This is a genomic window from Brevundimonas guildfordensis, assembly GCF_014836405.1.
GTDB classification, from domain to species: domain Bacteria; phylum Pseudomonadota; class Alphaproteobacteria; order Caulobacterales; family Caulobacteraceae; genus Brevundimonas; species Brevundimonas guildfordensis.
The window spans coordinates 435740-459437 of record NZ_JACSQU010000003.1 but is presented as its reverse complement, the minus strand read 5'-3'; the positions used below and the strand labels follow the sequence as shown (position 1 = coordinate 459437).

The window sequence follows — 23698 nt, the reverse complement described above, 5'->3', positions numbered from 1 at the left end:
GTCTAACTAGCGACGCCCGTTCAGCTTCGCCAGCGCTGTGAAGCGTGCGGCCAGCACCGCCACCGCCCCCGCCAGCAGGGGGCAGGCGATCAGGACCAGAAGATCGGACCAGGCCAGCGGCAGGGCCGGCGTCAGTCCGCCTTCGCCCCCGATCAACCGCAGCGCCGCCAGCATCAGCGCCGCCAGACCGGCCCCCGCCGCCCCCGCCGTCGCCGCAAGAATCCCGAAACGCTGCTGGAACAGAGAGGCGATCGTCCCGTCCGAGGCGCCGTTCAAACTCAGTGTCTCGATCACCGCCGCCTGGGCCGCCATGCCCGCACGGGTGGCGTAGGCGATCGCCGCCGCCGTCGCCGCTGCGATCAGCAGGAAGGCCGCCCCCGCCAGGGCGGTGATCAGGCCCGCCGACCGCTCGACCTCGCCGCGCCACAGGCCGTGATCGTCGACGCTGGCGTCCAGTCCGGCTTCGGCCAGGGCGCGGCTCAGGCTGGGCGCGCTGGCGGGCGCCTTGGGGTCCAATCGGACCACCACCAAATAGGGCAGAGGCAGGTCCGGCAGCGCCGCCTCCCCCACCCACGGCCGCAACAGAGCCTCGGCCGCCTTGCGGTCCATCGCCTGCGCCTCGGCGACGCCGGTCACCCCGGCCAGGGTCTCGGCGGCGCGGGCGGCGGCGGCGGGGCCGGTCTCATCGACGCGCGGACGCACCTGCACCGTCGCCTCCGCTCGCAAGTGACCCGCCCAGCCGTGCGCGGCCCGGTCCGCCGCCAGGGCGCCGACGGCGGCGATCGAGGCCAGAAAACACAGCACGGCGATGACCACCACCAGCCAGCGCTCGCCCCCCGCCTCGCGCGGCAACAGGTCGGGCTGCGCGCTGCGGAAACGCCCGATCACAGCTGCGCCTCCGGTCCGGCCGATGACCCAGGAGCGATCTGCGCCAGCCGCCCGCCTTCCAGCCGCAGGACGGCGGCGCCGCTGCGTTCGGCCAGCGCCTCATCGTGGCTGGCGATCAGCACGGTGGCGCCCAGCTTGTTCAGCGACTGGAACAGCCGCATCAGCTTCTCCCCCATCGGCCGGTCGACGCTGCCGGTCGGTTCGTCGGCCAGGATCAGGCGCGGGCGGGCCACCACGGCGCGGGCGATGGCCAGACGCTGCTTCTCGCCGCCGGACAAGGTGGGCGGCAGGGCGTCCAGCCGCCCGCCCAGCCCGACCCAGCGCAGCATTTCCTGCACGTCGGCGGCGTACTCGGCAGGGCGCTCGCCCGCCAAGCGCAACGGCAAGGCCGCATTGTCGAAGGCCGACAGGTGGTCGAGCAGGCGGAAATCCTGAAAGATCACCCCCATGCGGCGTCGCAGCGCAGGAATCTCGCGTCGGGGCAGGTGGGTCACGTCCTGGCCGAACAGGCTGATTCGTCCCGCCTGGGGCCGCGCCGCCAAAGTCAGCAGCCGCAGCAGCGAGGACTTGCCCGCCCCCGAAGGTCCGGTAAGGAAGTGGAAAGAGCCGTTTGGCAGACTAAGGTTAACGTCCCGCAGCACAGCGGGTCGGCCCCCATAGCCGAAGCCCACGCCTCTGAGGCGGACGGCGTCAGGCGCGGAATCAGGGTCGGCGGCGCGGCGGATCGGATCGGGCATAGGGTTTCGTATTGGACCGGGGCGTTGCGCCGCGACAGGAGGGGGCGATAAGCCTCACAGTCAGCTGACATGATACTGACCTGTCCCGCCTGCGCCACCAGCTATTTCGTTCCCGATGAGGCGATCGGCCCCAACGGCCGTCGCGTGCGCTGCAAGACCTGCGGCCACGACTGGCGCGCCAGCCTGGAAGACGCGCCCCTTGAGCTGGAACCGGCGGCGGGTCTGACCGCGACAGACGCCGCCCTCGCCGATGACGCCCCGCCCGAAACCATGCCTGAAAGCCTGGCCGAGACCCCGGCGCCCGAACTGCCTCGCGCGTTCCGCGCCAGGGCCGAACGCAAGCGCCGAACACGGCAGGCGGCGGCGGCGGGCGCAGCCTGGGCGGCGGCGGTGGCCGTCGTTCTGGGGTTGATCACCAGCGGCGTGCTGTTCCGTGAGGAAATCGTCCGCAAGGTTCCCGCAACGGCCGGCGCCTATGACGCGCTGGGCCTGGACGTCAACATCGTCGGACTGGAGTTCGAAGCCCAGAGGGCCCGCGTGGCGCCGCATGATCCCACCCGGATCGTCGTCTCTGGGGCCGTGCGGAACATTAGCGACACCGAGGTGTCGTCGCCCCCCATCCGCGTGATCCTGCAGGACGAACGGGGCGTCGAGATCGCCAGTCGCGTGGTGCCCCCGGACTGGCCGCCTACCCTGCCGGGCGAAGCGCAGGGCTTCGCCACGGTCATCGGCGATCCTCAAGGCAAGGCCGCTGGCATAACGACGAAGTTCGTCCTTGAGCCCGTGCGCAAGGCGCCCCCGCGCCCCGCCGACAAGAACGCCCGTCCTGAACCCGCCGCGCGCGAAGACGGAGGCCTGCGCCGCCTGGGCGCCCTTGACCGTGGTCCAGCGCCCGCGCCTCTCGACACCGACGTCGCAGACGGGGTATCGGCGAGGCATGGCTGACACCCCATCGACGCCCGCCCCCACGGTTCTTCTGTCCCAGGCCGAGATCGAGGCCGTCGTGGCCGATCTGGCGCGCCGCATCGCCCCTCATGTCGACGATCAGACGGTCGCCGCCGTCCTGCTGACCGGCGGGCTGTGGTTCGCCGCCGACCTGACCCGCGCCCTGTCGCGCGAAGGACGCAACGTCCGTTTCGACGCCCTGTGGCTGGCCTCTTACGGCGATGAGCAGACCAGCCGGGGCCGGATCGAGGTCCGCGCGCCCTATCAGCGCTCGCTGGAAAGGCGGAAGGTGCTGATCCTGGACGATGTCTTCGACACCGGCCTGTCGCTGGCGGAAGCCGTGCGGATCACGCGCGAGGCAGGCGCCGCCGAGGTGCTGACCTGCGTCTTCGCCCGCAAACCCTGGCCCAAGCCCCGCGCGCCCGAGCCCGACTTCGTCGGCTGGGAGGCGCCGAACCGCTTTCTGGTCGGCTATGGCCTGGACCATGCGGGCGGGATGCGCGGCCTGCCCGACATCTGCGCGCTGGACTGAGGCTTAAAGCCAGTCCGCCATCGGTTCGCGGGCGAACATCTCGTCATAGGTCGGGCGCGGGCGGATGACCGCGCTGCGCTCGCCGTCGACCAGCACCTCGGCGGCCAGCGGACGGGTGTTGTATTCGCCGCTCATGACCGCACCATAGGCTCCGGCGCTCATGAAGACGACCAGATCGCCGGCCTTCAACGGCGGCAGGTCGCGATCGCGGGCGAAGGTGTCGCCGGTCTCGCACACCGGGCCGACCACGTCGTGAGGCAGGCGTTCGCCTTCAACCGGGCGGACCGGCTTCAGGTCGTGGAAGGCGTCATAAAGGGCCGGGCGCATCAGGTCGTTCATCGCCGCATCCAGCACCAGGAAACGACGGCCGTCCGTGCGCTCATTGACCTGAATGACGCGGCTCAGCAGCACGCCCGCATTGGCGGCCATCAGGCGCCCCGGTTCGAAGGCCGCCTCGACGCCCAGACCCTCCAGCACGCCTGCGGCCATCGCCACATAGTCGGCCGGAGACGGCGTCGCGGCGTCGCCGTAATAGGGCACGCCCAGGCCGCCGCCGAGGTCGAGCCGGGTGACGCTGTGCCCCTTCGCGCGCAAGTCTTCCGTCATCTGGCGCAGCACGCGGAAGGCGGCTTCCAGCGGACTGAGGTCGGTGATCTGGCTGCCGATGTGGCAGGCCAGCCCCACGGGCGTGACGTGGGGCGAGGCGGAGGCGCGAGCGTACAGCGCCATCGCCTCCTCGACCGGCACGCCGAACTTGTCGCCCGCGCCGCCGGTGGTGATCTTGGCGTGGCCGCCCGCGCCGATCTTCGGATTGACGCGGATGGCGATGGCGGGGGCGGCGTTCCAGGTCGCTGCGACGGCGATCAACCGGTCCAGCTCGGCCGAGGACTCCACGTTGATCTGGCGCACGCCCTGTTCGATGGCGAAGGCCAGTTCGGCGTCGGTCTTGCCCACGCCCGAAAAGATGATCCGCTCGCCCGGAATTCCGGCCGCCAGCGCCCGGCGGATCTCGCCCTCGGACACGGTGTCAGCGCCGCAGCCCAGCCGGGCCAGGGTCGCCAGCACCGACAGGTTGGAGTTGGCCTTCACCGCAAAGGCGATCAGGGCGTCGCCCAGCGCGCCCCTATGCGCGTCGCACGCATCGCGCAGCAGGCCATAGTGACGGCGCAGGGTGGCCGAGGAATAGACGTAGGTCGGCGTGCCGACGCTGTCCGCCAGCGCCTCCAGAGAGACGCCCTCGGCATGCAGGACGCCGTCCTTCAGATCGAAATAGTGCACCGGCGGGGAGTCCAGTCAGAAGTGGAGCGCCAAGGCTCAGTTCATCGGCGGCGGCTTGCCGAACGGATTGCTCGTGCCGTTGTCGATGGGCATCTGGCGCGGCGGCAGGTTCTGCATCGCCTCCTCGGGCAGATGCTCGGCCGAGCGGTCGCGGATGGCGCGCTCGCTCTGCTTCTTCGGCGTCGCGCCCTGCGGCGGTTCGAGGTCAGCCATGCGCCCGCAGCCGGCCAGCAGAAGGGCGGCGGCGCCCGCGAGGATCAGGGTCTTCTTCACAGGCGGCCTCTCCAGTCGGCGATGCGCGCGCGGACCTGTTCCGGCGCCGTGCCGCCGAAGCTCTGGCGGCTGGCGCAGGAGGCTTCGGGCGTCAGCACTTCATACACCCCTTCGGTGATCCGGCCATCCAGCGCCTGCAATTCGCTCAGCGGCAATTCGCCCAGCCCCAGACCCAGCGCCTCGGCCCGCTTCACGGCGGCGCCGGTGACGTGGTGCGCCTGGCGGAAGGGCAGGTTCAGCTCGCGCACCAGCCAGTCGGCCAGATCGGTGGCGGTCGAGAAGCCCGCGCCTGCGGCGGCGGCCATCTTCTCGGTGTTGGGGCGGATCACGGCGACCATCGCGGTCATGGCCGTCAACGCCAGATCGAGAGCGTCGAAGGCCTCGAACACCGGCGGCTTGTCCTCCTGCATGTCCTTGGAATAGGCCAGCGGCAGGCCCTTCATCACCGTGGTCAGGGCGATCAGGGCGCCGTTGATGCGGCCCGTCTTGGCCCGCACCAGTTCGGCCGCATCGGGGTTGCGCTTCTGCGGCATGATGGACGAGCCGGTGGTCAGGTCGTCGGGCAGGGTCGCAAAGCCGAACATCGGCGTCATCCACACCACGATCTCCTCGGCCAGGCGCGACAGGTGGCCGGCCGCGATCGAGGCGGCGGCCAAGCTCTCCAGCGCGAAGTCGCGATCCGACACAGCGTCCAGAGAATTCGCCATCGGCCGGTCGAAGCCCAGCGCCTGCGCCGTCATATGGCGGTCGATGGGGAAAGGCGATCCAGCCAGCGCCGCGGCGCCCAGCGGGTTCTCGTTCATGCGGGCGCGGGCGTCGGCGAAGCGCCCGGCGTCGCGGCCGAACATCTCGACATAGGCCATCAGGTGGTGGCCGAAGGTCACCGGCTGGGCCGTCTGCAGATGGGTGAAGCCCGGCATCAGGTCGCCAGCGTGCTGTTCCGCCCGGTCCAGCAGGGTGCGTTGCAGATCTTGCAGCTGCGCCACGGTGCGGTCGCAGGCGTCGCGCACCCACAGGCGGAAGTCCGTCGCCACCTGATCGTTGCGACTGCGCGCCGTGTGCAGGCGTCCCGACGGCTCGCCGATCAGCTCCGACAGGCGGGCCTCGACGTTCATGTGAATGTCTTCATAGGCGTCGCGGAAGGGGAAGGTCCCGTCCCGGATCTCGCCCTCGATCACGTCCAAGCCGCCCAGGATGGCCTGAGCGTCGGCGGCGGCGATGATCCCCTGCGTCTCCAGCATGCGACAATGGGCCCGCGAGCCAGCCAGGTCCTGCGCCCACAGGCGTTTGTCGACGCCGATGGAGACGTTGATGGCCTGCATGATGTCGGCGGGCTTGGCGCTGAAGCGCCCACCCCATAGAGACTGGCCCTGAGCGGGGGTATCTGGCTGTGGTTTGGAAGGCGTATCGGACATGAGCGGCTCTGGACGGACTTGGGCGGGCGTGGCTACGCTGGCGGTGATCGGCGTGATCGGCATGGGCGCGGCGCTGCTATACGTCAACCAGAAGGGCGGAGGCAAAGAGTCCGCACCGCCTGCGGCCCAGGCCCCAGCCCAGCCCCTCGAGCCGCAACTGGCCGCCTTCGCCAAGGGATCGCTGGCGGCGCTGCAGGCGCCCGCCTCCCCGACCCCGCCCGACTATGTGTTCAAGACCGCCGACGGCGCCGACGTCCGTCTGGCCAACTTCGCGGGCAAGGTGACGGTGGTGAACCTGTGGGCCACCTGGTGCGCCCCGTGCAAGATCGAGATGCCGACGCTGGCGGCCCTGGCCGACCACTATAAGGGGCGCGACGACTTCGCCGTGGTCGCCGTCAGCATGGACCTGGACAAGACGGCCGACGAAGCGCGGGCCTTCATCGCCGAGAACGCGCCGCTGGACTTCTACATCGACCCGAAATTCCAGCTGGCGTTCGAGTTCCCCGGCAAGGGCGCCATGCCCCAGACCATCGTCATGGACCGCCAGGGCCGCGTTCGCGCCGTCCTGACCGGCGAGGCCGACTGGGCCGGGCCCGAGGCGCGCGCCCTGATCGACCACCTGCTGGCCGAGGGCTGAACCCGGCCTTCGGCCCCGCTTGTCGCAGACGGGCCGAAGGGTTGATGCTCCGGCCGCACAGGAGGCTGCAATGAGCGTCGAGACCCACTATCTGGCCGTCTTCACCAGCGACAAGACCGGCCCCAAATGGCGAGCCTGGCGCGCCATGAGCGAGGCTGAACAAACCGAGACCGCCCGCCTCGGCGTCGCCGCCGTCGCCGCCTGGGAAGAGGCGCACCGCGACTCCATCGTCTTTCAGGGCGGCCCGCTGGGCCCGACCAAACGCATCGACGACGAGGGCGAAGTGACGGACATGGTCAACCTGCTGACCGTCTTCATGGTGGTGCGCGCCGACAGCCACGAGGCCGCCGCCCGCCTGTTCGACAACCACCCCCACATGAGCATCTTCGTCTGCGACGGGGTGGAGGTGATGCCGGTGCTGGGGGACTGAGGCTCAGTCCGCGCCCGGCGGCGGGGTCCAGTTGGGATCGGGGAACCAGTCGGCCGCGAGGTCGCGCCAGTCCGGGTTGTCCCGCTCGATAAGGACCAGCTTCCAGTCGCGCAGCCACTTCTTGATCCGCCGCTCGCGCCGGATCGCATCAAGCATCAAGGCGTGCTGCTCGAACCAGACCAGACGGGTGCAGTCATAGGCGTCGGTGAAGCCGGGAAAGGCGCGCGTCCTGTGTTTCCACACGCGGCTTTCCAGATTGGAGGTCGAGCCGGTGTAGAGCGTTCCGTTGCGCCCGCTCGCCATGATGTAGGTCGCGATGAAGGTGCGATGGGTCGCCATTCGCACAAGCTATGCCGCTACCCCTCTTTCGTCATCCTCGGAGCGCCCCCTTCCTTCCGTCATCCTCCGGCGAAGCGAAGCGGAGACCGGGGGACCCAGCGGCGCCGAAGGCGATCTTCGCGCGGCCGCCGAGCGTGGATCTTTCGCGCTCCCGCGCGCCGCTGGGTCCCCCGGTCTGCGCCGCTGACGCGGCTTGCCGGAGGATGACGAAAGGAGGGCGCTCGAATTTAGAAGGTAATCGCCTATCTAGAGCTTTCCTCCGCGCCGTCACCAGTCGATGATATACTCCAAACTTGTTCTAACTCAGCTTCTTCACGCCGACGATCTCCCCGGTCATGTACATCAACCTGAAGCCGCTTGTATCCACTGACCAGCCGCCCAACATCTTCACGCAATTTTTTCATTTCTCTCGCGATCTGAATATTAGGGGGTGAACCGCCGAGTTGCCCCCAGTTGTCGTAATCCATGCGCAAATTCAGCACGTACGAATGCGCTTCCCGCTTTTTGGATTTCGGAGACCTTCGCCAACTGACTTCAACGCGAATAATTTGCTCGTTGAGCTTTTCAAACCCTCTTAGAAAAACGGGAAAAACGCTTCCCGGCTTTAAAACGGACAGCGAGCGGAACGGCATTTCGACTAATACCTCTTGAGGCTTTGTCTTGAGAGGTGGGTCAAATTTCACCTCAATGTCATAAGCCGTTCCAGTCCCGGTATTTTGTAGGACAAGGTTGGTGTGAATTATCGACCACGGACTGGGTTCAAGCGTGGCCACCACGCTTGGCTGACTCGTCGCATCTGACAGACGCTTAGTTTCGCGCGCCAATATGGTGGTCACAAACACCAACACGATCGTTGCCGCAGCGGTGACAACCGTGCCGATTGCTGCCCAATCGATGGTCGGGAGGCTCATCAATGCACCCGCGCCTTGCCGATCTCCAGCCCGTCGGCGCCTGCTGACACGGCCACCACGCTGCCGTCCTCGATCTCGCCGGCCAGCAGCTTCTTGGCCATCGGGTCGACCAGATCCTTCTGGATGACGCGCTTCAGGGGGCGGGCGCCGTACACCGGGTCGTAGCCCTTGTCGGCGAGCCAGGTCAGGGCGCTGTCGTCCAGGGCCAGGGTCAGGCGGCGGTCGGCCATCAGCTTCTCCAGACGCGCCAGCTGGATGCGGACGATGCCGCCCATCTGTTCGCGGCCGAGGCGGTGGAACAGGATGATCTCGTCGATGCGGTTCAGGAACTCGGGCCGGAAGTGGGCGCGGACCTGTTCCATGACCAGCGGGCGCACGGCCTCGACGTCTTCGCCCTCGGGCTGGTCGGCCAGGTGCTGGCTGCCCAGGTTAGAGGTCATGATGATCAGGGTGTTCTTGAAGTCGATGGTGCGGCCCTGACCGTCGGTCAGGCGACCGTCGTCCAGCACCTGAAGCAGCACGTTGAAGACGTCGGGGTGGGCCTTCTCGACCTCGTCGAACAGGACGACCTGATAGGGGCGGCGACGCACCGCCTCGGTCAGGGCGCCGCCCTCGTCATAGCCGACATAGCCCGGAGGGGCGCCGATCAGGCGGCTGACCGAGTGCTTCTCCATGTATTCGCTCATGTCGATGCGGGTGATGGCGTTGTCGTCGTCGAACAGATAGCCGGCCAGCGCCTTGGTCAGCTCGGTCTTGCCGACGCCCGTGGGGCCGAGGAAGAGGAAGCTGCCCAACGGCTTGTTGGGGTCGTTCAGACCGGCGCGGGCGCGGCGCACGGCGTCGGAGACGGCGGTCAGGGCCTCGTCCTGACCGACCACGCGGCGGCCCAGTTCGTCTTCCATCTTCAGCAGCTTCTCGCGCTCGCCCTCCAGCATCTTGTCGACGGGCACGCCGGTCCAGCGGCTGACGACGGCGGCGATCTGCTCGGCGTCGACGACCTCGGGGGTGAGGGGGCCTTCGGCCGGCTTCTCGGCGGCTTCGGCCTCGGCCAGCTGGCGTTCCAGCTGCGGGATCTGGCCGTAGGCGATCTCTGAGGCGCGGCCCAGGTCGCCGGCGCGCTGGGCGGCGGCCAGTTCGGCGCGCAGGCGGTCCAGGGTCTCGCGCAGCTGGGCGCCCTGCCCCACCTTGTCCTTCTCGGACTTCCAGCGGGCGGTCATGTCGTCGGACTGACCCTCGAGGTCGGCGATCTCGTCCTCCAGCTTCTCCAGACGCTGCTGCGAGGCGCTGTCGCTTTCCTTCTTCAGAGCCTCGCGCTCGATCTTGAGCTGGACCAGGCGGCGGTCGATCTCGTCCAGCGCCTCGGGCTTGGAATCGACCGCCATGCGCACGCGCGACGCCGCCTCGTCGATCAGGTCGATGGCCTTGTCGGGCAGAAAGCGGTCGGTGATGTAGCGGTTCGACAGGGTGGCGGCGGCGACGATGGCGCTGTCGGAGATGCGCACCCCGTGGTGGACCTCATACTTCTCCTTGAGGCCGCGCAGGATCGACACCGTATCCTCGACGGTCGGCTCGGCGACGAAGACCGGCTGGAAGCGACGGGCCAGGGCCGCGTCCTTCTCGACGTGCTTGCGGTACTCATCCAGCGTGGTGGCGCCGACGCAGTGCAGTTCGCCGCGCGCCAGGGCGGGCTTGAGCAGGTTGGAGGCGTCCATGGCCCCGTCGCCCTTGCCGGCGCCGACCAGGGTGTGCATTTCGTCGATGAACAGGACGATGCCGCCCTCGGCGGCGGCGACCTCGTTGAGCACGGCTTTCAGCCGCTCCTCGAACTCGCCGCGGTACTTGGCCCCGGCGATCAGGGCGCCCATGTCGAGCGCCAGCACCTTCTTGTCCTTCAGGCTTTCGGGCACGTCGCCGTTGACGATGCGCAGGGCCAGGCCCTCGACGATGGCGGTCTTGCCGACGCCGGGCTCGCCGATCAGGACGGGGTTGTTCTTGGTGCGGCGGGCCAGGACCTGAATGGTGCGGCGGATCTCCTCGTCGCGGCCGATGACGGGGTCGACCTTGCCGTCGCGCGCCGCCTCGGTCAGGTCGCGGGCGTAGCGTTTCAGGGCGTCGAAGCTGTCCTCGGCGCCCGCGCTGTCGGCGGTCTTGCCCTTGCGGATTTCGGCGACGGCTTCGTCGAGCTTCCTGGCCGTGACCCCGGCGGATTTCAGCGCCTCGGCGGCGGCCCCGCCCTCCTTGGCGATGGCGGCCAGCAGGCGTTCGGTGGTGACGAAGGCGTCGCCCGCCTTCTTGGCGGCCTCTTCGGCGGCGTTGAAGACGCGCGCGGTGTCGCCGTCCAGATAGAGCTGGCCCGAGCCGCCCTCGACCTGGGGCCGCTTCTTCAGCAGGCCCTCGGTGACCAGTTCGACGGCGGACGGGTCGCCCCCGGCCTGATCGATCAGCTTGCGGGCGAGGCCGTCGCGCTCCTCCAGCAGCACCTTGAGCAGGTGTTCAGGCGCGAACTGCTGGTGGCGCCGGGCCAGCGCCAGCGACTGGGCGGACTGGACGGCCTGTTTGGCGCGGTCGGAATAGAGGTCAAGATTCATGGCGTTCGGTTCCCCTCTGGAGGCGGATTGGAACTCAATGCGCCCTTGCACGAAGCGACGCCTTGAGCTGTCTCAAACGAGGTGGGCGTGGCCCATGAGACACGCAAGGGGACGCCGCCCACGATTGATGCGGCCCCGCCTCCCGGCATAGCGTGGCCGCAGGAGGCCGCATGGACTTTTTCACACAGGGGCCCGTCGACCCCACCGTCGTCTTGCCGTTCCTGGCGGCGGCCGCATTGATGGAGGTGACGCCAGGCCCCAACATGGGCTGGCTGGCGCTGGTCTCTCTGTCGCAAGGGCGTGCGGCGGGGCTGGCGGCTGTGGTCGGGATCACCCTGGGGCTGACGCTATGGATGGTGGCCGCCGCCTTCGGACTGACCGAGGCGGTGCTGCGGTGGCCGGCGCTCTATCAGGTCATCCGCTGGGCGGGCGTGGGCTTCCTGCTTTTTCTGGCCTGGGACGCCTGGCGCAGCGGCGGCGGGAGCGCCAGCGACGCTCCCGTACAGACACGCCGGCGCGCCCTGTTCCGGCGCGGTCTGATCGGCAATCTGCTGAACCCCAAGGCGGCCCTGCTCTATGTGGTGCTGCTGCCCGGCTTCATTCGCCCCGCCCTGGGCTCGACCCTGACCCAGGCCCTGACGCTGGGCTCGCTCCACGTCGTGGTCAGCGTCATCGTCCACACGACCATCGTGCTGACGGCGGCGCGCGCGGGCGGCGCCCTGCTGACCCGCGCACAGGGGCCGGCTCTGCGCGCGGCCATGGCGCTGGGTCTCGTCGCGATCGCGGTCTGGACCGCGTGGGAGACGCGGGCCTGAGCGATCAGGCCCCGTCGGTCAGCCGCCGCTCGGCCCGGTCGAGAAGTCGAACTGCTCGGGCTGGCGGCGCGGCCCGCCGAAGGACCAGCTCAGGCCCAGGTAGAAGGCCCGCAGGTTCAGATCCTGGTCGAGGCGCTCGCGGAACTGGGGCGTGTCATAGGTGGTGGCGCCGCCGAAGGAGTTGAGCAGATCGCGGGCGGTGAACTGCAGCGACAGGGTGTCGTTCAGCTTGCGGCGATAACCGAAGTTCAGCATGCCGCCGCTCTCGCGCTTGCCCTGAGCCAGCAGTTGATCGCCCTGCCAGAAGCCCATCAGCTGGACGAAATCCTTGGGCGTCGCCTGCCAGTTCAGGCTGAGGCGGCCGCTTACCATCTCGCCTTCGCGGTCGCGCCCGCCGGGAATCCCCGCCGCGTCGATCTCCTGACGGAAGGCGTTGACGCTGGCGTTGTAACGCAGGGTCGGGTGCAGGCGGCCGCTGGCGGTCAGCTCGATCCCCAGATCGCGGCGGGCGCCCAGATTCTCGGGCCGGGTCAGCAGGACGCCGCCGCCGACGTCGGTCGCCACGTCGGTGAAGGCCTTGTTCGTGTCGCGGAAATAGGCGGTGGCCTGATAGAAGCTCTGGCCTCGGCGCATCTGCCACATGGCCTCGAAGCTGTCCGTCTCTTGCGGCTCCAGGTCCGGGTTGCCGGAGCGAAGGTTCAGCGGGTCCCCATAGACCACAAACGGATTCAGCTGCGACGGCTGCGGCCGCTGGATGCGCCGCGAATAGCTGCCGCGCAGGGTCTGGGTCTCGGTCAGCTGATACTGCAGGTGGAAGGTCGGATAGGCGCGGAAATAGTCCTGAGACGCGCGCACGGCGTTGGTGACGTCCTCGACCTCGATGTCCGCCTGCTCCAGGCGCAGGCCGAACTGGCCGGACAGCTTCTCGCCAAAGGGACGCTCATAGGTGGCGTAAAGGGCGTGGACCGTCTGCTCGGCCTCGAACTGGTTGCTGAGCGAGGGCACAGGCGCCAGGGCGTTCTCGGACGGACCGCGCCGCACCGCATTGTCCTGATCTGGCCGAGTGAGGTTCAGCTCATAGCCCGCGCGCAGCTTGGCGCCCTCGCCCATCGGCCGGGTGTAGGCGCTGGTGAAGCCGATCATCTCCTGGGCGTTCAGGCCGCGCTGGGCCTCATACACCGTCGGCTCCGTCGGGATGCGGAAGACGTTGGCGCCCAGGGAGTCGTTCTCCTGGTCGTTGCGATCATAGCGCAGCTCGTTCGACCATTCGTGCCCGGACGCATCGAACTGATGCAGCACCCGCCCGGTCAACCCCCAGCCCTTCATGGCGAAGCCGCCTGCGCCGTCGCGGGTATAGGCGCGCGTCAGGGCGCCCGAGGCGTCGCGAGTCTCGAACAGGCCGTGCAAATCGCTGTCGATATCGAAGCGATTTGCGCGCGCCTCGCCGGTCAGCATGGTTTTTTCCGTCAGCCGGTATTCTGCGGCGACGCGGCCGAAGAAACCGTCCTGGGTCGATTCAATGTCCTGAACCGTCGTCGTGGCGCCGGTGGTCGCGCCGGCGGCGTTCAACTGTTCGCGCAGGCGCCCGAAGCTCAGGCTCTGCTCGTCGTGGCGATAGCTGAGATCGCCGGTCAGGGTCAGCTTGCCTTGCTGGCGCGAGCCGCTGGCGCCGACATTCCAGCGTCCATGATCGCCCACATTGGCGCGCAGAGAGCCGGTCGTGACAGCCGCGCCCGGCGTTCCTGCGGCCGCAGCGGCGGCGACCGCCGCGGGAACCGGCTTGGTGATCAGATTGATGACCCCGCCCGAGCCCTCGGGGCTGTAGGCGGCGGACGGATTGGTCATCACCTCGATACGGGCGTAGCGGTCGGCGGGCAGTTGCAGCACCGCATCGGCGCGGTTCGGCCCCGACAGGATGGCCGAGGGGCGGCCGTCAACCAGGATGGTGACGTTGCCGTCGCCGCGCAGGGAGACGTTGCCCTGGGGGTCGACGTCGACGGAGGGTACGTTGCGCAGGGCTTCGGCCAGCGTCCCGGTCGCCGCCTGAAGATCATCCGCGAGGCTGTAGCTGATGGAATCGATCGAGGTGCGCACGTCATTGGCGCGAGCGCTGACGACGACGTCGCCCACGGCCGCAGGCTGGTCGTCCTTCTCGGTTTTCTGAGGCGGCGTCTGAGCGACAGGACGCTGGGCCTGCGGCGTCCCCGACGCCGGCGTTTGCGCCAGAACGCTCGCCGCAGGCAGGGCCAGAACCACGCCCAGCACGGGCGCGAACTTGTATTTCGTCATAATGGGCGTCCTCGCACAGACGTCCCTCAACGTCCGGATTCGCCGATATCAGCGGCTCCGCGCATAACCGAGTTACATCTTTTTCATCCCCGAGGCGGGTCTGTGGCCAAGCCTGCTTCATTACAGCTCCGTAAGGTGCGCAGCGGCGCTTCGTCCTGTTAGGTTTTCCTCGCCCGTTTCTTCGACTGCGGGCGTTGGAAAGCCGTCCTCATGAAGAATCGTCTGATCCTGACCGCCTGCGCCTCGGCGCTGCTGCTTGGCCTGCCCGCCGCCGCTCCGGCCTGGGCCAAGGCGCCGCCGGCGAGCACGTCCGCCGTTCAAGGCGGCGTCCAGGTTCCGCCGCTGGGCTTCCACAAGCGGGTGCTGGCCAACGGCATGGAGGTCTATACGGCGCGCGACGCCTCGACCTCGAACGTCACGGTCCAGGTCTGGTATCGCGTGGGGTCGAAGGACGATCCGGCGGGCCGCTCGGGCTTCGCCCACCTGTTCGAACACCTGCTGTTCAAGGCGACGAAGAACATGCCGTCCGAGACGTTCGACCGTCTGACCGAGGACGTCGGCGGCATGAACAACGCCTTCACCGCCGACGACGTCACCGCCTATTATGAGGTCGTTCCCGCCAACCACCTGCAGCGCATCCTCTTCGCCGAGGCCGACCGCATGGGCTCCCTGGTCGTCGATCAGCCGACCTTCGAGTCCGAGCGCGACGTGGTGAAGGAGGAATACCGCCAGCGCATCCTGGCCAGCCCCTATGGACGCCTGTTCGGCCTGTTCGCGCCCCAGACCATCTATCAGGACCACCCCTATCGTCGCCCCGGCATCGGCTCGATCGAGGAGCTGGATGCGGCGACGCTGGACGACGTGCTGCGCTTCCACGCCACCTACTACCGGCCGGACAACGCCATGCTGATCGTGGCCGGCAACTTTGATCAGGCGCAGCTGGACGGCTGGATCGATGAGTATTTCGCCCCGCTGAAGCGGCCCTCGACGCCCATGCCCGCCAATGACGTCAAGGAGCCCGAGCCGACCGGCCCGCGCACCGCCACCTTCTACGCGCCGAACGTGCCCCTGCCCGCCGTGGCCCTGGCCTGGAACACCGTGGCCTATAAGGACGCCGACCGCCCGGCTCTGACGGTGCTGGACGGCATCCTGTCGACCGGCGAAAGCAGCCGCCTGTACCGCTCGCTGGTTTATGACAAGCAGATCGCCGCCCAGGCGGGCTCCAACCCCGACTTCGCCCAGCAGGCGGGCAATCTGGCCGCCTACGCCATCATGGCCGACGGCCAGAACGTCGAAACCGGTCAGGCGGCGCTCGAAGCCGAGATCGCGCGTCTGCGCGACGAGCCCGTCACCGCCGCCGAACTGGCCGAGGCCAAGAACGAGCTGGTCGCCAACGCCCTGCGCGGGCGTGAAAGCATCGATGACCGCGCCACCACCCTGGGCATGGCGCTGATCATGACCGGCGACGCGACCGCCGCCGACCGCGAGATCGCCGAGATCCAGGCCGTCACCGTCGCCGACATCCAGCGGGTGGCCCGCCGCTATCTGACGCCGCAGCGCCAGATCACCATCAACTATCTGCCCGCCGGCGACGCCAACCCGCCCAGCGAGCAGAAGAAGGACGTCGACGCGCCCGTCACCGTGGCGTCTCTGGCGCCGGCCGGTCCGGTCGCCGTCCTGCTGCCGGAAGCCGAGCGCGCCCGCCTGCCTCAACCGGGGCCTGAGGTGTCGCCCGCCACCCCGGCCATCGCCGATTTCCGCCTCGACAACGGCATGCGCGTTCTGGTCGCTCCGACCAAGGGTCTGCCGCTGGTTTCGGCCCGGCTGAACTTCAACGCCGGCTCGGCCCATGACCCTGCCGACAAGGCCGGCGTCGCCTCCATGACCGCCAACCTGCTGACCAAGGGCACGACGACGCAGTCGGCGCCGGAGATCGCCACTGCGATCGAACAGCTGGGCGCCAGTATCGGCACGGGCGCGGGCCCCGACTTCACCAATGTCTACGCCAACGCGCCCAAGGACGTGTTCGGCCGCACCCTGACCCTGATGGCCGATCTGGTGCGCAACCCGGCCTTCGCCCAGGAGGAGCTGGAGCGTCAGCAGTCCCAGACCCTGGACGGTCTGCGCGTGGCCTTGAGCCAGCCCGGCTCCATCGCCTCCCAGTCGGTCGGCAGGGTGATGTACGGCGCGGCCCCTTACGGCGCGCCGGGCTCGGGCACGGTGACCAGCATCCCCGCCCTGACGCGCGACGACGTCGCGGCCTTCCACGCCGCCCGGTTCCGGCCCTCGCAGGCGACCCTCGTCTTCTCGGGCGACGTGACCCCCGCCGAGGCGCGCGCCCTGGCCGCTGAAGCCTTCGGCGACTGGCGCGACGCCGGCCCCGCTCCGGCCGCGATCGACAAGGCTGGCCAGGCGCTGGCCCCGCGCGTCGTCGTGATCGACCAGCCCGGCGCAGGCCAGGCCGCCGTGGTCGCCGCCATTCGCGGGATCAGTCGCACCGACGCCGACTACTTCCCGCTGACGCTGGGCAACACCCTGCTGGGCGGCGGCTTCTCGTCACGTCTGAACCAGGAGATCCGCATCAAGCGCGGCCTCAGCTACGGCGCCCGCTCGTCGGTCGGCGCCCAGCAGCAGACCGGCGTGTTTTCGGCCTCGACCCAGACCAAGAACGAGACGGCGACCGAGGTGGCCGATCTGATCCTTGAAGAGATCGGCAAGCTAGGGACCACCACGGCGACCGAGACCGAGCTTTCGCCCCGCCGCGCCACGTTGATCGGCGGCTTCGGGCGTTCGCTGGAAACAGTGGACGGCCTGGGCGGCCTGGTCGCCAACCTGGCCCTCTATGATCTGCCGATGAGCGACTTGGCCGACTACGCCGGGCGCGTCCGCGCGGTGACGGCCGAACAGGTCGAGACCGCCTTCGCCCAGCATCTGCCGACCGACCGGGCCAGCCTGGTCATCGTCGGCGACGCTTCCAAATTCATCGATGATCTGCGGGCGAAGTATCCCAATGTCGAGGTCATCCCCCTGACCGAGCTCAACCTGAACAGCGCGACGCTGAAATAAGGTTGCTTGCCGCGGGCTCCGATTTCCGGCCAAGCTGGAAATCGGAGAACCGCACTATGCTGAAGACAGGATACGTCGCCCTGCTGGCGGTCGGAACAATCGGGCTGGCCAGTTCGCCCGTACAGGCGGTCTCGCCCGCGGCGGACCCTCTGGACGACGCCCTGGCGTTGCTCCGGACCGATCCCACGGCAGCCATCGCCGCACTGGAGCCTCTGGTAGCCGCTGGCGATGCCGAGGCGGCTGCTTCCCTGGCTTCCGCACTGGAAATCACCGGAGGCGACCCCGAACGGTCAGAACGCCTCTGGGCGCAGGCTCTGCGGGACGGGTCGGAGAATGCACGACTGAACATCGGCCTGCGGCGATTGATGAACAACGATCCTGCCGACGATGCGGAAGCCATAACCTGGCTCAACGGCCTGAACGCGAAGTACCTGCCGGCCGCCGCCTACCCGCTCGGCCGGGCCTACCTCTTCGGCGCGGGCGTCCAACAGGATCTGAAAAAGGGGACCCGGCTGATGCAGACCGCCGTCGAGGCGGACCCCGGCAATGTCGACGCGCAGTTCCTGCTGGGACGCGCTTATCAGAACGGCTGGGGCGTCCCGGTCGACGTCGACGCCGCTCGCACCCACCTGGCCCTTGCTGCGGACAGCGGCGATCCGCGCGCCCAATGGAACCTCGGCATGCTGCTGCTAGACGGCGGGGAGCCATCCGAGCTCGCGTCAGCGTACCGCTACGTTCGTCAGGCCGCGGAACAGAATTTCGAAAGCGGCATGATCTCATTGGCGGTCATGCTGGCCGTGGGACAGGGCGTATCGCCCGACCCCGCCGAGGCCCGCCTCTGGTATGCGCGGGCGGCGCAGAACGGCTCGGCCCACGCCCTGCGTGCTCTGGGCATGATGATACTGGTCGGTCAGGGCGGCGCCAGCGACCTGGTCAAGGGCGCAGCCTATGTCGAGTTGGCCGCAGAAGGCGGCGACGCCAATGCCGCGATCCTGCTGAGACAGTTCGCGGAACCCTTAGCCCAACTTCCCCGCATCGACATCGACGCCGCCAAGGCGAGATGGGTCAAGGATCACGGCGCGCCGCGCTAGGCTCCGTTCACGTCGTCAGGCAAACCACCTGTGCGACGCGCAGGTCACGGCGCAGGCGGTCGGAGACGGCGCCGTAGTTTTGGGTGGTAACCGCCTGGCCTAGGGCCGCCTCGTCGGCGCGCTGTTGCGTCCCGACGGCGGGCACGAAGGTGTCGGGCGCCGTAGTGTAGATGCGGCCGCGTCGGGGCGACTCGGCGATTGTCACGCCCAAAACCCGGCCGCGTCGGTCCAGCACCGGCGCGCCCGACAGGCCTGACAACGTGCCCTTCAGCCCGCGCGTGCGCCCGGCTTCGGCCCAGGCCAGCACCGGCTCGTCATAGGAGCGGTGGCCGCGGATCTTCAGCGTTTCGCGACCGATCAGGCGCGAGGCGACCTCGCCCGCCTGCCCCTGCGGGAAGCCGGGATGGAAGGCGCGCTGCCCCTTATACAGCGGTGCCTCGGCCGCGATCGGCAGGGCGGGCGGTCCGCCATCAGTCAACAGCACCGCCACATCCGCCCGCGCCGCCAACCGCACGTCGGCGGCGAGGGCGCGGGTCTTGTCGATCATCAGCGCCGGCTTGCGGCAACCCTCGACCACATGTCGGGCGGTGATCCAACGGCCGTCGCCAGCGATGGAAAAGGCCGTGCCCGACACCGGTTCGTGCTCGTTGGACGTATCGACAGTGACGGACGGATCGAAGGGGGTGATCGGCCCCAGCAAGGGGCCGGACGCCTCGTCCTCATGATCATCGTGCGGCGCGTCGGCGCGCTCGCCCCGGTTCAAGGAAGCAACCAGGATCACGCCGATGACGGCGGCATAGATGGTCCAGTCGGGTAGATGGGGGAAGCGCACGGCCGCCCCCTCAGCCGGTCAGTGCGGCCGCCAGGATCAGGGCGGTCGACAGCTTGGCCCCGGCCAGGACCACAGAGGCGGACACCTCGCCCTTCTCTATCCGTTGCGGCAGGCCGTTCAGCAGGAAGTCCACGACGCGGAAGGCGAGCAGTTGCAGCACCACCGTCGCGACGCCCCAGATGGCGATGTCGCGGATCGAGGTGGAGATCGACAGGGACACCGCCAGCGGAATCGCCAGACCGACCAGCACCCCGGCAAAGGCCACGGCGGCGGCCGGGTTGCCCTGGCGGATCAGCGCGATCTCGCGCCATGGCGTGAGCAGGGCGTAGACCGCCGCCCCCGCCGCCAAGAGGCCGAAGGTCACCGCCAGATGCAGCATCAGGATGGGAAAGCCCGTCGCAAAGGCCTGGAGTTCAGGCGTCGACAGCACGCCCGGCAACGACGAGGTCTCCATGACGACGAACCCTAGCCTCCCAATCCGATGGGGAACGAAACCAAAACATTCTTGCCCGAAAGCTTGAGCCCTCCGCTAGGGCGCCCGCGCCACAGTCGGCGGACAAAGCGTCCACCAGGACGGCCAGCGGCCTCAGGCGGCGTCGACCGCTTCGCGCTCTGCCTTCAGACGCGCCGAGGCACGCAGCTTCTCGCTCTCGGACTTCAGCTGGCCGCAGGCCGCCAGGATGTCGCGGCCGCGCGGCGTGCGGATCGGCGAGGCGTAGCCGGCCTTGTTCAGGATGGCGGCGAAGGTCTCGATCGTCTTCCAGTCCGAGCACTGATAGTCGGTGCCCGGCCAGGGGTTGAACGGGATCAGGTTCACCTTGGACGGAATGCCCTCGATCAGCTTGATCAAGGCGCGCGCCTCGGCCGGGCTGTCGTTGACGCCCTTCAGCATGACGTATTCGAACGTCACGCGGCGCGCGTTGGACAGGCCCGGATAGGCGCGAATGGCGGCCATCAGCTGGTCCAGCGGATACTTCTTGTTCAGCGGCACCAGCTGGTCGCGCAAGGGATCGTTGGTGGCGTGCAGGCTGATGGCCAGCATGGCCGCCGTGCGCTCGCCCAGGGCGTTCAGCTGCGGCACGACGCCCGACGTCGACACGGTAATCCGACGCCGCGACAGGGCGATGCCCTCATTGTCGGAGATGATGTCGATGGCGTTGGCGACGTGGTCCAGATTGTAGAGCGGCTCGCCCATGCCCATGAAGACGATGTTGGACAGGCGACGGTCTTCCTTGGGCGAGGGCCACTCGTCCAGATCGTCGCGCGCCACCTGGACCTGGGCCACAATCTCGGCCGTCGTCAGGTTGCGCACCAGTTTCTGCGTGCCGGTGTGGCAGAAGGTGCAGTTCAGGGTGCAGCCGACCTGGGACGAGACGCACAGGGCGCCGGCCCGGCCCACGTCCGGGATGTAGACGGTCTCGACCTCGATCCCCGGCGCCATGCGGATCAGCCATTTGCGCGTGCCGTCCTTGGACACCTGGCGCTCGACGATCTCGGGACGGGCCAGGGTGAAGGCCTCGGCCAGCGCCGCGCGGGTGTCCTTGGCCACATCGCTCATCAGGGCGAAGTCGGTCACGCCGTAGTGGTGGATCCAGCGCCACACCTGGGAGGCGCGCATCCGGGCCTTCTCCGGCGGGCAGATCCCGGCGTCGATCAGCGCCTGGCGCAGTTCGTCGCGCGTCAGACCGCTGAGGTTGACGGGCGTCTTGGCTGAAGCGCTGGCGCGCGAAAGGTCGAGCGTGATGCTCAAGGGCGGAAGTCCTGCGGCGAAGAGTTGAGGCGGCGGCGTCTAGCACGGATGGGGCGTCTTGTCGCCTTTTGGCTATGGCCGGCTTGATACGGGCGGAACGAGGCGCTAGAGGGGCGGCCGTTGGGGAGTAGCTTCCGACATATCCCAGTCGGGGTCGCGTCAACATACTTGCCTGCAAGGGCATGGCGCGATCAGCGGATCAACCTCCGCCTAGCGAGACCAGCATGCTGCACCCGTGGGGCCGGCCCGCGCGTGGGGCGTGCTGTCCTGCGTCCGGCTGAGTTCGCTATCCCCATGATGTCCCCCGCCGCCATCGCCATATTGTCCGTCAGCATGTCCGCCGACGCCTTCGCCGCCGCCATCGGCCGCGGCGCCCAGCACCGCCCGACGGTGCCCCAGGCCCTGAGATCAGGTCTGGTGTTCGGCGTGATCGAAGCCATCACTCCCCTGATCGGCTTCGCCCTCGGGGTCGCCGCCGCCGACATGGTCGAGCAGATCGACCACTGGATCGCCTTTGGTCTGCTCGGCGCCGTCGGCGCCAAGATGATCTGGGAGGCGTTAAAGCGCGACGAACAAGAGCTCGAGGCCGACAACGCCGCCGGCAAGGCTGCGTCGCGCGGGCTCCTGGCCCTGATCGCCACTGCTGTCGGGACCTCGATCGACGCGGGCGCCGTCGGAGTCGGCCTGGCGTTGCTGGACGCCAACATCTGGCTGATCGCCGGCTGCATCGGCTTCACCACTTTTGCTTTGGCCACGCTGGGGCTGCTGGTCGGCAAGGCGGCGGGCGTGCGGCTTGGCAAGATCGTAGAGCTGGTGGGCGGCGTGGCCGTCATCGCGCTGGGCCTGAAGATTCTGCTGGAGCATCTGGGCGTCCTCGCGGCCTGACCCTTGCCTGCGGGCGCGTTCGGGAGGATCATCCGGCCTCGCCGCACGTTCACCTGATGAAGGAGACCACCATGCGCGCCCCCCTCTTGTTCGCCGCTGCCCTCGTCGCCCCACTGACCCTCGCCGCTTGCGCCTCTGGCCGTTCATTGCCCACCTATCAGCAGGAAATGGACAAGCTGGATTCCGAATGCCGCGATCGCGGGGGCATCATCTCGCCCACCGGCCGCCAGACTGGACGGCCGCAGACCGATTACGTCTGCAAGATCACCGGCGGCGCAACGCGCATTCCTCGCGGGTGAGGCCCCACGCTTCTAGCTTTTAAGGTGAAATCCGTGGTGGTGGGAGGCGGGATCGAACCGCCGACCTGTGGTTATGAAGCCGCCGCGCGCGACCCCTTTGACGTTTGTTTCGGCTGGCCCTTTTTCCCGTCCCCCTTGGTGGCTCCGGGACTATTCCGGGAGAGCGCCGCAAGCCCGGCTTTCACGTCGTCCTCGATCGCATGGGCGTACACCATCGTCGACTTGATGTCGGCATGGCCCAGGAGGCGCTGCGCCAGACGAAGGTTGCAGGTCTCCCGCAGGATCTGCATGCCGCTGTGGTGGCGTAGGTCGTGGATGCCCCGCAGGCCCTTGGCGTCTTTCAGCCCGGATCGCTTCATCGCCCGGCGCGTAAAGGGCGCTAGTGAGGCTGGAGCAACTAGAAAGAAGGCGCGAGCGCCACGGCTATGAATTCGTCAAGCCGTCACTGGAGTCGACGCCCTAGATCGTCTGCATGCGCTATATGTGGTGCTGGACGAGGAACAAATCAGCATTGTCCCAAGATGTAGGGCTCGCATAAGGAGTGCTTTTTATGCACCGTCACTTATGTTCCCAGCGTCGAGCCCTCAGGCTCCGCCACGCCCCGTCGCCCTTCACCGGGTGGCGGGGCGTTTTCGTTTCAGGAGTGGGCGCGCCGCCGGTGAATGGTGAGCGCTGCGCCCCCAGCCAACACCACGCCGAGCATAATCATCGCCCATTCGGAGAGCGTTGGGACTGGAGCAGGGGTGGGGGCGATATAGCCGGGCAAGGGGAAGGTGTTGCCATCACAGGTGAGAAATGATCGGCCGCCTACCGTCATCGAGGTAATGTCACGGTCCCCCATGTCGGGGGCCTCGGCGAAAGATGCGTAGATAACTAGCTTATCTAGGTCTGCGTATGAGGATAGGTAATCGAATGTCAGAGTGCGCGGGCCACCATCGACTGTAGTGACGATAGTCTGGCTGAACTGGGCGCGCAGGACGTCAAGATCAGAACACATGGGGCTGACGCCTTCCCAGCCGATCGACCAGTACTGCGAAGGAACGGGTGTAAGGCTATAGGTGTCGGCCAGGGCGGCATGGCTGAAGGCCAGCGTTGCTCCGACAATCGCGGTCGCCCAAAACGTCTTCATGATGCATGTCCCCTAAGCCCTTAGAAATTTTGGATAACGACAATTTTTGTTTGGCTCAATAAATAACATTAAGTTTTGATAGGGACGGAAGATGCAGGAGTTAGGTCCGACGGGTTTTCCTGGTGGGGTTCGGCCCGCTAGTCCTGACTAATCCCAGGCTGAAAAATATTCCTCGGATTATTCTTCCGACCACGGCGGCGGCAGTTGACCGGCCTTGAACAGGATCGTCGGGTTCTCGTCGTAGTCGCCCATCTCGGTGTCTGCCGATGCCGAGTAGGCCACGACGCCCAACCGAAGACGGGCCAGGCGCTCGGCCTTGCGCCGGGCTTCCTCGGCAGTCTTACAGCCCATCGGTTGGTCGGCCTTCAGGTTCTTCCCTCGGCCCTGGACGTAGGCCTGCACGATGTGAACGGTCTCGATGGCCACGGCGCACCCCATTGGCGGTGCAGGATAGGGACAGTTACGACACAAATGGTCGTGTGTCGGCCTGACCATGGCAAGTCAGAGGAAAACGGAACAAGAACATCCTCCGGGACTATTCCGGGACGTCACTACCGGAGCGGCCGTTC

At 68.0% G+C, this 23698-nt stretch carries 24 protein-coding genes and 1 riboswitch; of the genes, 9 read left to right on the top strand and 15 right to left on the bottom strand.

Annotated features, from left to right (window positions below):
• Positions 1-6: 6 nt before the first annotated feature.
• Together H9656_RS13720 and H9656_RS13715 are read right to left on the bottom strand one after the other, a co-directional pair.
• On the bottom strand, positions 7-888 hold the full coding sequence (locus H9656_RS13720) for a cell division protein FtsX (protein ID WP_191744801.1): 882 nt from the start codon (positions 886-888) through the stop codon (positions 7-9).
• Complete coding sequence (locus H9656_RS13715) at positions 885-1625, bottom strand: cell division ATP-binding protein FtsE (protein ID WP_191744800.1); 741 nt, start codon at positions 1623-1625, stop codon at positions 885-887. The genes H9656_RS13720 and H9656_RS13715 overlap by 4 nt, the downstream gene beginning before the upstream one ends.
• Positions 1626-1694: 69 nt before the next feature.
• Between H9656_RS13715 and H9656_RS13710 the strand changes: the two genes are divergently transcribed.
• Together H9656_RS13710 and H9656_RS13705 are read left to right on the top strand one after the other, a co-directional pair.
• Positions 1695-2570, top strand: a complete 876-nt coding sequence (locus tag H9656_RS13710) for a DUF3426 domain-containing protein (RefSeq protein ID WP_191744799.1) — start codon at positions 1695-1697, stop codon at positions 2568-2570.
• Positions 2563-3102 (top strand): phosphoribosyltransferase, encoded by a 540-nt coding sequence (locus tag H9656_RS13705; protein WP_191744798.1) that lies wholly within the window; start codon positions 2563-2565, stop codon positions 3100-3102. The genes H9656_RS13710 and H9656_RS13705 overlap by 8 nt, the downstream gene beginning before the upstream one ends.
• Before the next feature lie 3 nt (positions 3103-3105).
• On the opposite strand, the gene lysA is transcribed toward H9656_RS13705, so the two are convergent.
• From lysA to argH, 3 genes are read right to left on the bottom strand one after another with little or no spacing between them, the layout of a single operon-like run.
• Positions 3106-4380: a diaminopimelate decarboxylase gene (gene lysA, locus H9656_RS13700; RefSeq protein WP_191744797.1), complete on the bottom strand. Its 1275-nt coding sequence runs from the start codon at positions 4378-4380 to the stop codon at positions 3106-3108.
• Between the two features lie 36 nt (positions 4381-4416).
• Entirely contained in the window at positions 4417-4653 is a 237-nt protein-coding gene (gene lptM / locus H9656_RS13695) for an LPS translocon maturation chaperone LptM (protein ID WP_191744796.1), read from the bottom strand.
• On the bottom strand, positions 4650-6068 hold the full coding sequence (argH, locus tag H9656_RS13690) for an argininosuccinate lyase (RefSeq protein WP_191744795.1): 1419 nt from the start codon (positions 6066-6068) through the stop codon (positions 4650-4652). Before argH ends, lptM begins: the two co-directional genes overlap by 4 nt.
• Here argH and H9656_RS13685 point away from each other — a divergent pair.
• Entirely contained in the window at positions 6067-6705 is a 639-nt protein-coding gene (locus H9656_RS13685; RefSeq protein WP_191744794.1) for a TlpA family protein disulfide reductase, read from the top strand. The two genes, argH and H9656_RS13685, sit on opposite strands and share 2 nt — an antisense overlap.
• 70 nt (positions 6706-6775) lie before the next feature.
• Complete coding sequence (locus H9656_RS13680; RefSeq protein ID WP_191744793.1) at positions 6776-7135, top strand: YciI family protein; 360 nt, start codon at positions 6776-6778, stop codon at positions 7133-7135.
• A 3-nt stretch (positions 7136-7138) separates the two neighbouring features.
• On the opposite strand, the gene H9656_RS13675 is transcribed toward H9656_RS13680, so the two are convergent.
• The 3 genes from H9656_RS13675 to clpB all read right to left on the bottom strand — a co-directional run bounded on the left by H9656_RS13675 (position 7139) and on the right by clpB (position 10973).
• On the bottom strand, positions 7139-7474 hold the full coding sequence (locus H9656_RS13675; RefSeq protein ID WP_191744792.1) for a GIY-YIG nuclease family protein: 336 nt from the start codon (positions 7472-7474) through the stop codon (positions 7139-7141).
• Between the two features lie 242 nt (positions 7475-7716).
• Positions 7717-8385 (bottom strand): hypothetical protein, encoded by a 669-nt coding sequence (locus H9656_RS13670; protein WP_191744791.1) that lies wholly within the window; start codon positions 8383-8385, stop codon positions 7717-7719.
• Entirely contained in the window at positions 8385-10973 is a 2589-nt protein-coding gene (gene clpB, locus H9656_RS13665) for an ATP-dependent chaperone ClpB (protein ID WP_191744790.1), read from the bottom strand. Before clpB ends, H9656_RS13670 begins: the two co-directional genes overlap by 1 nt.
• 170 nt (positions 10974-11143) lie before the next feature.
• On the opposite strand from clpB, the gene H9656_RS13660 reads away from it, so the two are divergent.
• On the top strand, positions 11144-11788 hold the full coding sequence (locus tag H9656_RS13660) for a LysE family translocator (protein WP_191744789.1): 645 nt from the start codon (positions 11144-11146) through the stop codon (positions 11786-11788).
• Between the two features lie 18 nt (positions 11789-11806).
• On the opposite strand, the gene H9656_RS13655 is transcribed toward H9656_RS13660, so the two are convergent.
• Positions 11807-14077 (bottom strand): TonB-dependent receptor domain-containing protein, encoded by a 2271-nt coding sequence (locus H9656_RS13655; protein ID WP_191744788.1) that lies wholly within the window; start codon positions 14075-14077, stop codon positions 11807-11809.
• 210 nt (positions 14078-14287) lie between these two features.
• Between H9656_RS13655 and H9656_RS13650 the strand changes: the two genes are divergently transcribed.
• Both H9656_RS13650 and H9656_RS13645 read left to right on the top strand, forming a co-directional pair.
• Entirely contained in the window at positions 14288-17143 is a 2856-nt protein-coding gene (locus H9656_RS13650; protein WP_191744787.1) for a M16 family metallopeptidase, read from the top strand.
• Positions 17144-17199: 56 nt separating this feature from the next.
• Positions 17200-18234: a tetratricopeptide repeat protein gene (locus H9656_RS13645; RefSeq protein WP_191744786.1), complete on the top strand. Its 1035-nt coding sequence runs from the start codon at positions 17200-17202 to the stop codon at positions 18232-18234.
• A 7-nt stretch (positions 18235-18241) separates the two neighbouring features.
• On the opposite strand, the gene H9656_RS13640 is transcribed toward H9656_RS13645, so the two are convergent.
• The 3 genes from H9656_RS13640 to rlmN form a co-directional block, all read right to left on the bottom strand.
• Complete coding sequence (locus H9656_RS13640; protein ID WP_191744785.1) at positions 18242-19066, bottom strand: S1 family peptidase; 825 nt, start codon at positions 19064-19066, stop codon at positions 18242-18244.
• A gap of 10 nt (positions 19067-19076) precedes the next feature.
• The gene (locus H9656_RS13635; RefSeq protein ID WP_191744784.1) at positions 19077-19520 is read right to left on the bottom strand and encodes a DUF350 domain-containing protein; all 444 of its coding nucleotides are present in this window, start codon (positions 19518-19520) and stop codon (positions 19077-19079) included.
• 132 nt (positions 19521-19652) lie between these two features.
• Entirely contained in the window at positions 19653-20816 is a 1164-nt protein-coding gene (gene rlmN / locus H9656_RS13630) for a 23S rRNA (adenine(2503)-C(2))-methyltransferase RlmN (protein ID WP_191744783.1), read from the bottom strand.
• Positions 20817-20921: 105 nt separating this feature from the next.
• A riboswitch (yybP-ykoY riboswitch) is annotated at positions 20922-21104 on the top strand.
• Between the two features lie 6 nt (positions 21105-21110).
• Between rlmN and H9656_RS13625 the strand changes: the two genes are divergently transcribed.
• Positions 21111-21701 carry a manganese efflux pump MntP gene (locus H9656_RS13625; RefSeq protein ID WP_225212520.1) on the top strand — a complete coding sequence of 197 codons (591 nt, stop codon included), beginning with the start codon at positions 21111-21113 and terminating at the stop codon, positions 21699-21701.
• Positions 21702-21772: 71 nt separating this feature from the next.
• The gene (locus H9656_RS13620) at positions 21773-22000 is read left to right on the top strand and encodes a hypothetical protein (RefSeq protein WP_191744782.1); all 228 of its coding nucleotides are present in this window, start codon (positions 21773-21775) and stop codon (positions 21998-22000) included.
• A gap of 71 nt (positions 22001-22071) precedes the next feature.
• On the opposite strand, the gene H9656_RS13615 is transcribed toward H9656_RS13620, so the two are convergent.
• The 3 genes from H9656_RS13615 to H9656_RS13605 all read right to left on the bottom strand — a co-directional run bounded on the left by H9656_RS13615 (position 22072) and on the right by H9656_RS13605 (position 23555).
• Positions 22072-22359, bottom strand: coding sequence for a site-specific integrase (locus H9656_RS13615; RefSeq protein WP_191744781.1), 288 nt, complete (start codon positions 22357-22359; stop codon positions 22072-22074).
• A gap of 278 nt (positions 22360-22637) precedes the next feature.
• On the bottom strand, positions 22638-23129 hold the full coding sequence (locus H9656_RS13610) for an IPTL-CTERM sorting domain-containing protein (RefSeq protein WP_191744780.1): 492 nt from the start codon (positions 23127-23129) through the stop codon (positions 22638-22640).
• 177 nt (positions 23130-23306) lie between these two features.
• Positions 23307-23555, bottom strand: coding sequence for a hypothetical protein (locus H9656_RS13605; RefSeq protein ID WP_191744779.1), 249 nt, complete (start codon positions 23553-23555; stop codon positions 23307-23309).
• Positions 23556-23698: the final 143 nt, after the last annotated feature.

Excerpts from the sequence above, each read along its gene's own strand:
- H9656_RS13670 (WP_191744791.1), bottom strand. The coding sequence starts at position 8,385 with ATGAGCCTCCCGACCATCGATTGGGCAGCAATCGGCACGGTTGTCACC.
- clpB (WP_191744790.1), bottom strand. The coding sequence starts at position 10,973 with ATGAATCTTGACCTCTATTCCGACCGCGCCAAACAGGCCGTCCAGTCC.
- H9656_RS13645 (WP_191744786.1), top strand. The coding sequence starts at position 17,200 with ATGCTGAAGACAGGATACGTCGCCCTGCTGGCGGTCGGAACAATCGGG.
- H9656_RS13685 (WP_191744794.1), top strand. The coding sequence starts at position 6,067 with ATGAGCGGCTCTGGACGGACTTGGGCGGGCGTGGCTACGCTGGCGGTG.
- H9656_RS13650 (WP_191744787.1), top strand. The coding sequence starts at position 14,288 with ATGAAGAATCGTCTGATCCTGACCGCCTGCGCCTCGGCGCTGCTGCTT.
- H9656_RS13705 (WP_191744798.1), top strand. The coding sequence starts at position 2,563 with ATGGCTGACACCCCATCGACGCCCGCCCCCACGGTTCTTCTGTCCCAG.
- argH (WP_191744795.1), bottom strand. The coding sequence starts at position 6,068 with ATGTCCGATACGCCTTCCAAACCACAGCCAGATACCCCCGCTCAGGGC.
- H9656_RS13680 (WP_191744793.1), top strand. The coding sequence starts at position 6,776 with ATGAGCGTCGAGACCCACTATCTGGCCGTCTTCACCAGCGACAAGACC.
- H9656_RS13715 (WP_191744800.1), bottom strand. The coding sequence starts at position 1,625 with ATGCCCGATCCGATCCGCCGCGCCGCCGACCCTGATTCCGCGCCTGAC.
- H9656_RS13660 (WP_191744789.1), top strand. The coding sequence starts at position 11,144 with ATGGACTTTTTCACACAGGGGCCCGTCGACCCCACCGTCGTCTTGCCG.
- H9656_RS13610 (WP_191744780.1), bottom strand. The coding sequence starts at position 23,129 with ATGAAGACGTTTTGGGCGACCGCGATTGTCGGAGCAACGCTGGCCTTC.
- H9656_RS13675 (WP_191744792.1), bottom strand. The coding sequence starts at position 7,474 with ATGGCGACCCATCGCACCTTCATCGCGACCTACATCATGGCGAGCGGG.
- H9656_RS13615 (WP_191744781.1), bottom strand. The coding sequence starts at position 22,359 with ATGAAGCGATCCGGGCTGAAAGACGCCAAGGGCCTGCGGGGCATCCAC.
- H9656_RS13655 (WP_191744788.1), bottom strand. The coding sequence starts at position 14,077 with ATGACGAAATACAAGTTCGCGCCCGTGCTGGGCGTGGTTCTGGCCCTG.
- H9656_RS13710 (WP_191744799.1), top strand. The coding sequence starts at position 1,695 with ATGATACTGACCTGTCCCGCCTGCGCCACCAGCTATTTCGTTCCCGAT.
- H9656_RS13620 (WP_191744782.1), top strand. The coding sequence starts at position 21,773 with ATGCGCGCCCCCCTCTTGTTCGCCGCTGCCCTCGTCGCCCCACTGACC.
- H9656_RS13635 (WP_191744784.1), bottom strand. The coding sequence starts at position 19,520 with ATGGAGACCTCGTCGTTGCCGGGCGTGCTGTCGACGCCTGAACTCCAG.
- H9656_RS13625 (WP_225212520.1), top strand. The coding sequence starts at position 21,111 with ATGATGTCCCCCGCCGCCATCGCCATATTGTCCGTCAGCATGTCCGCC.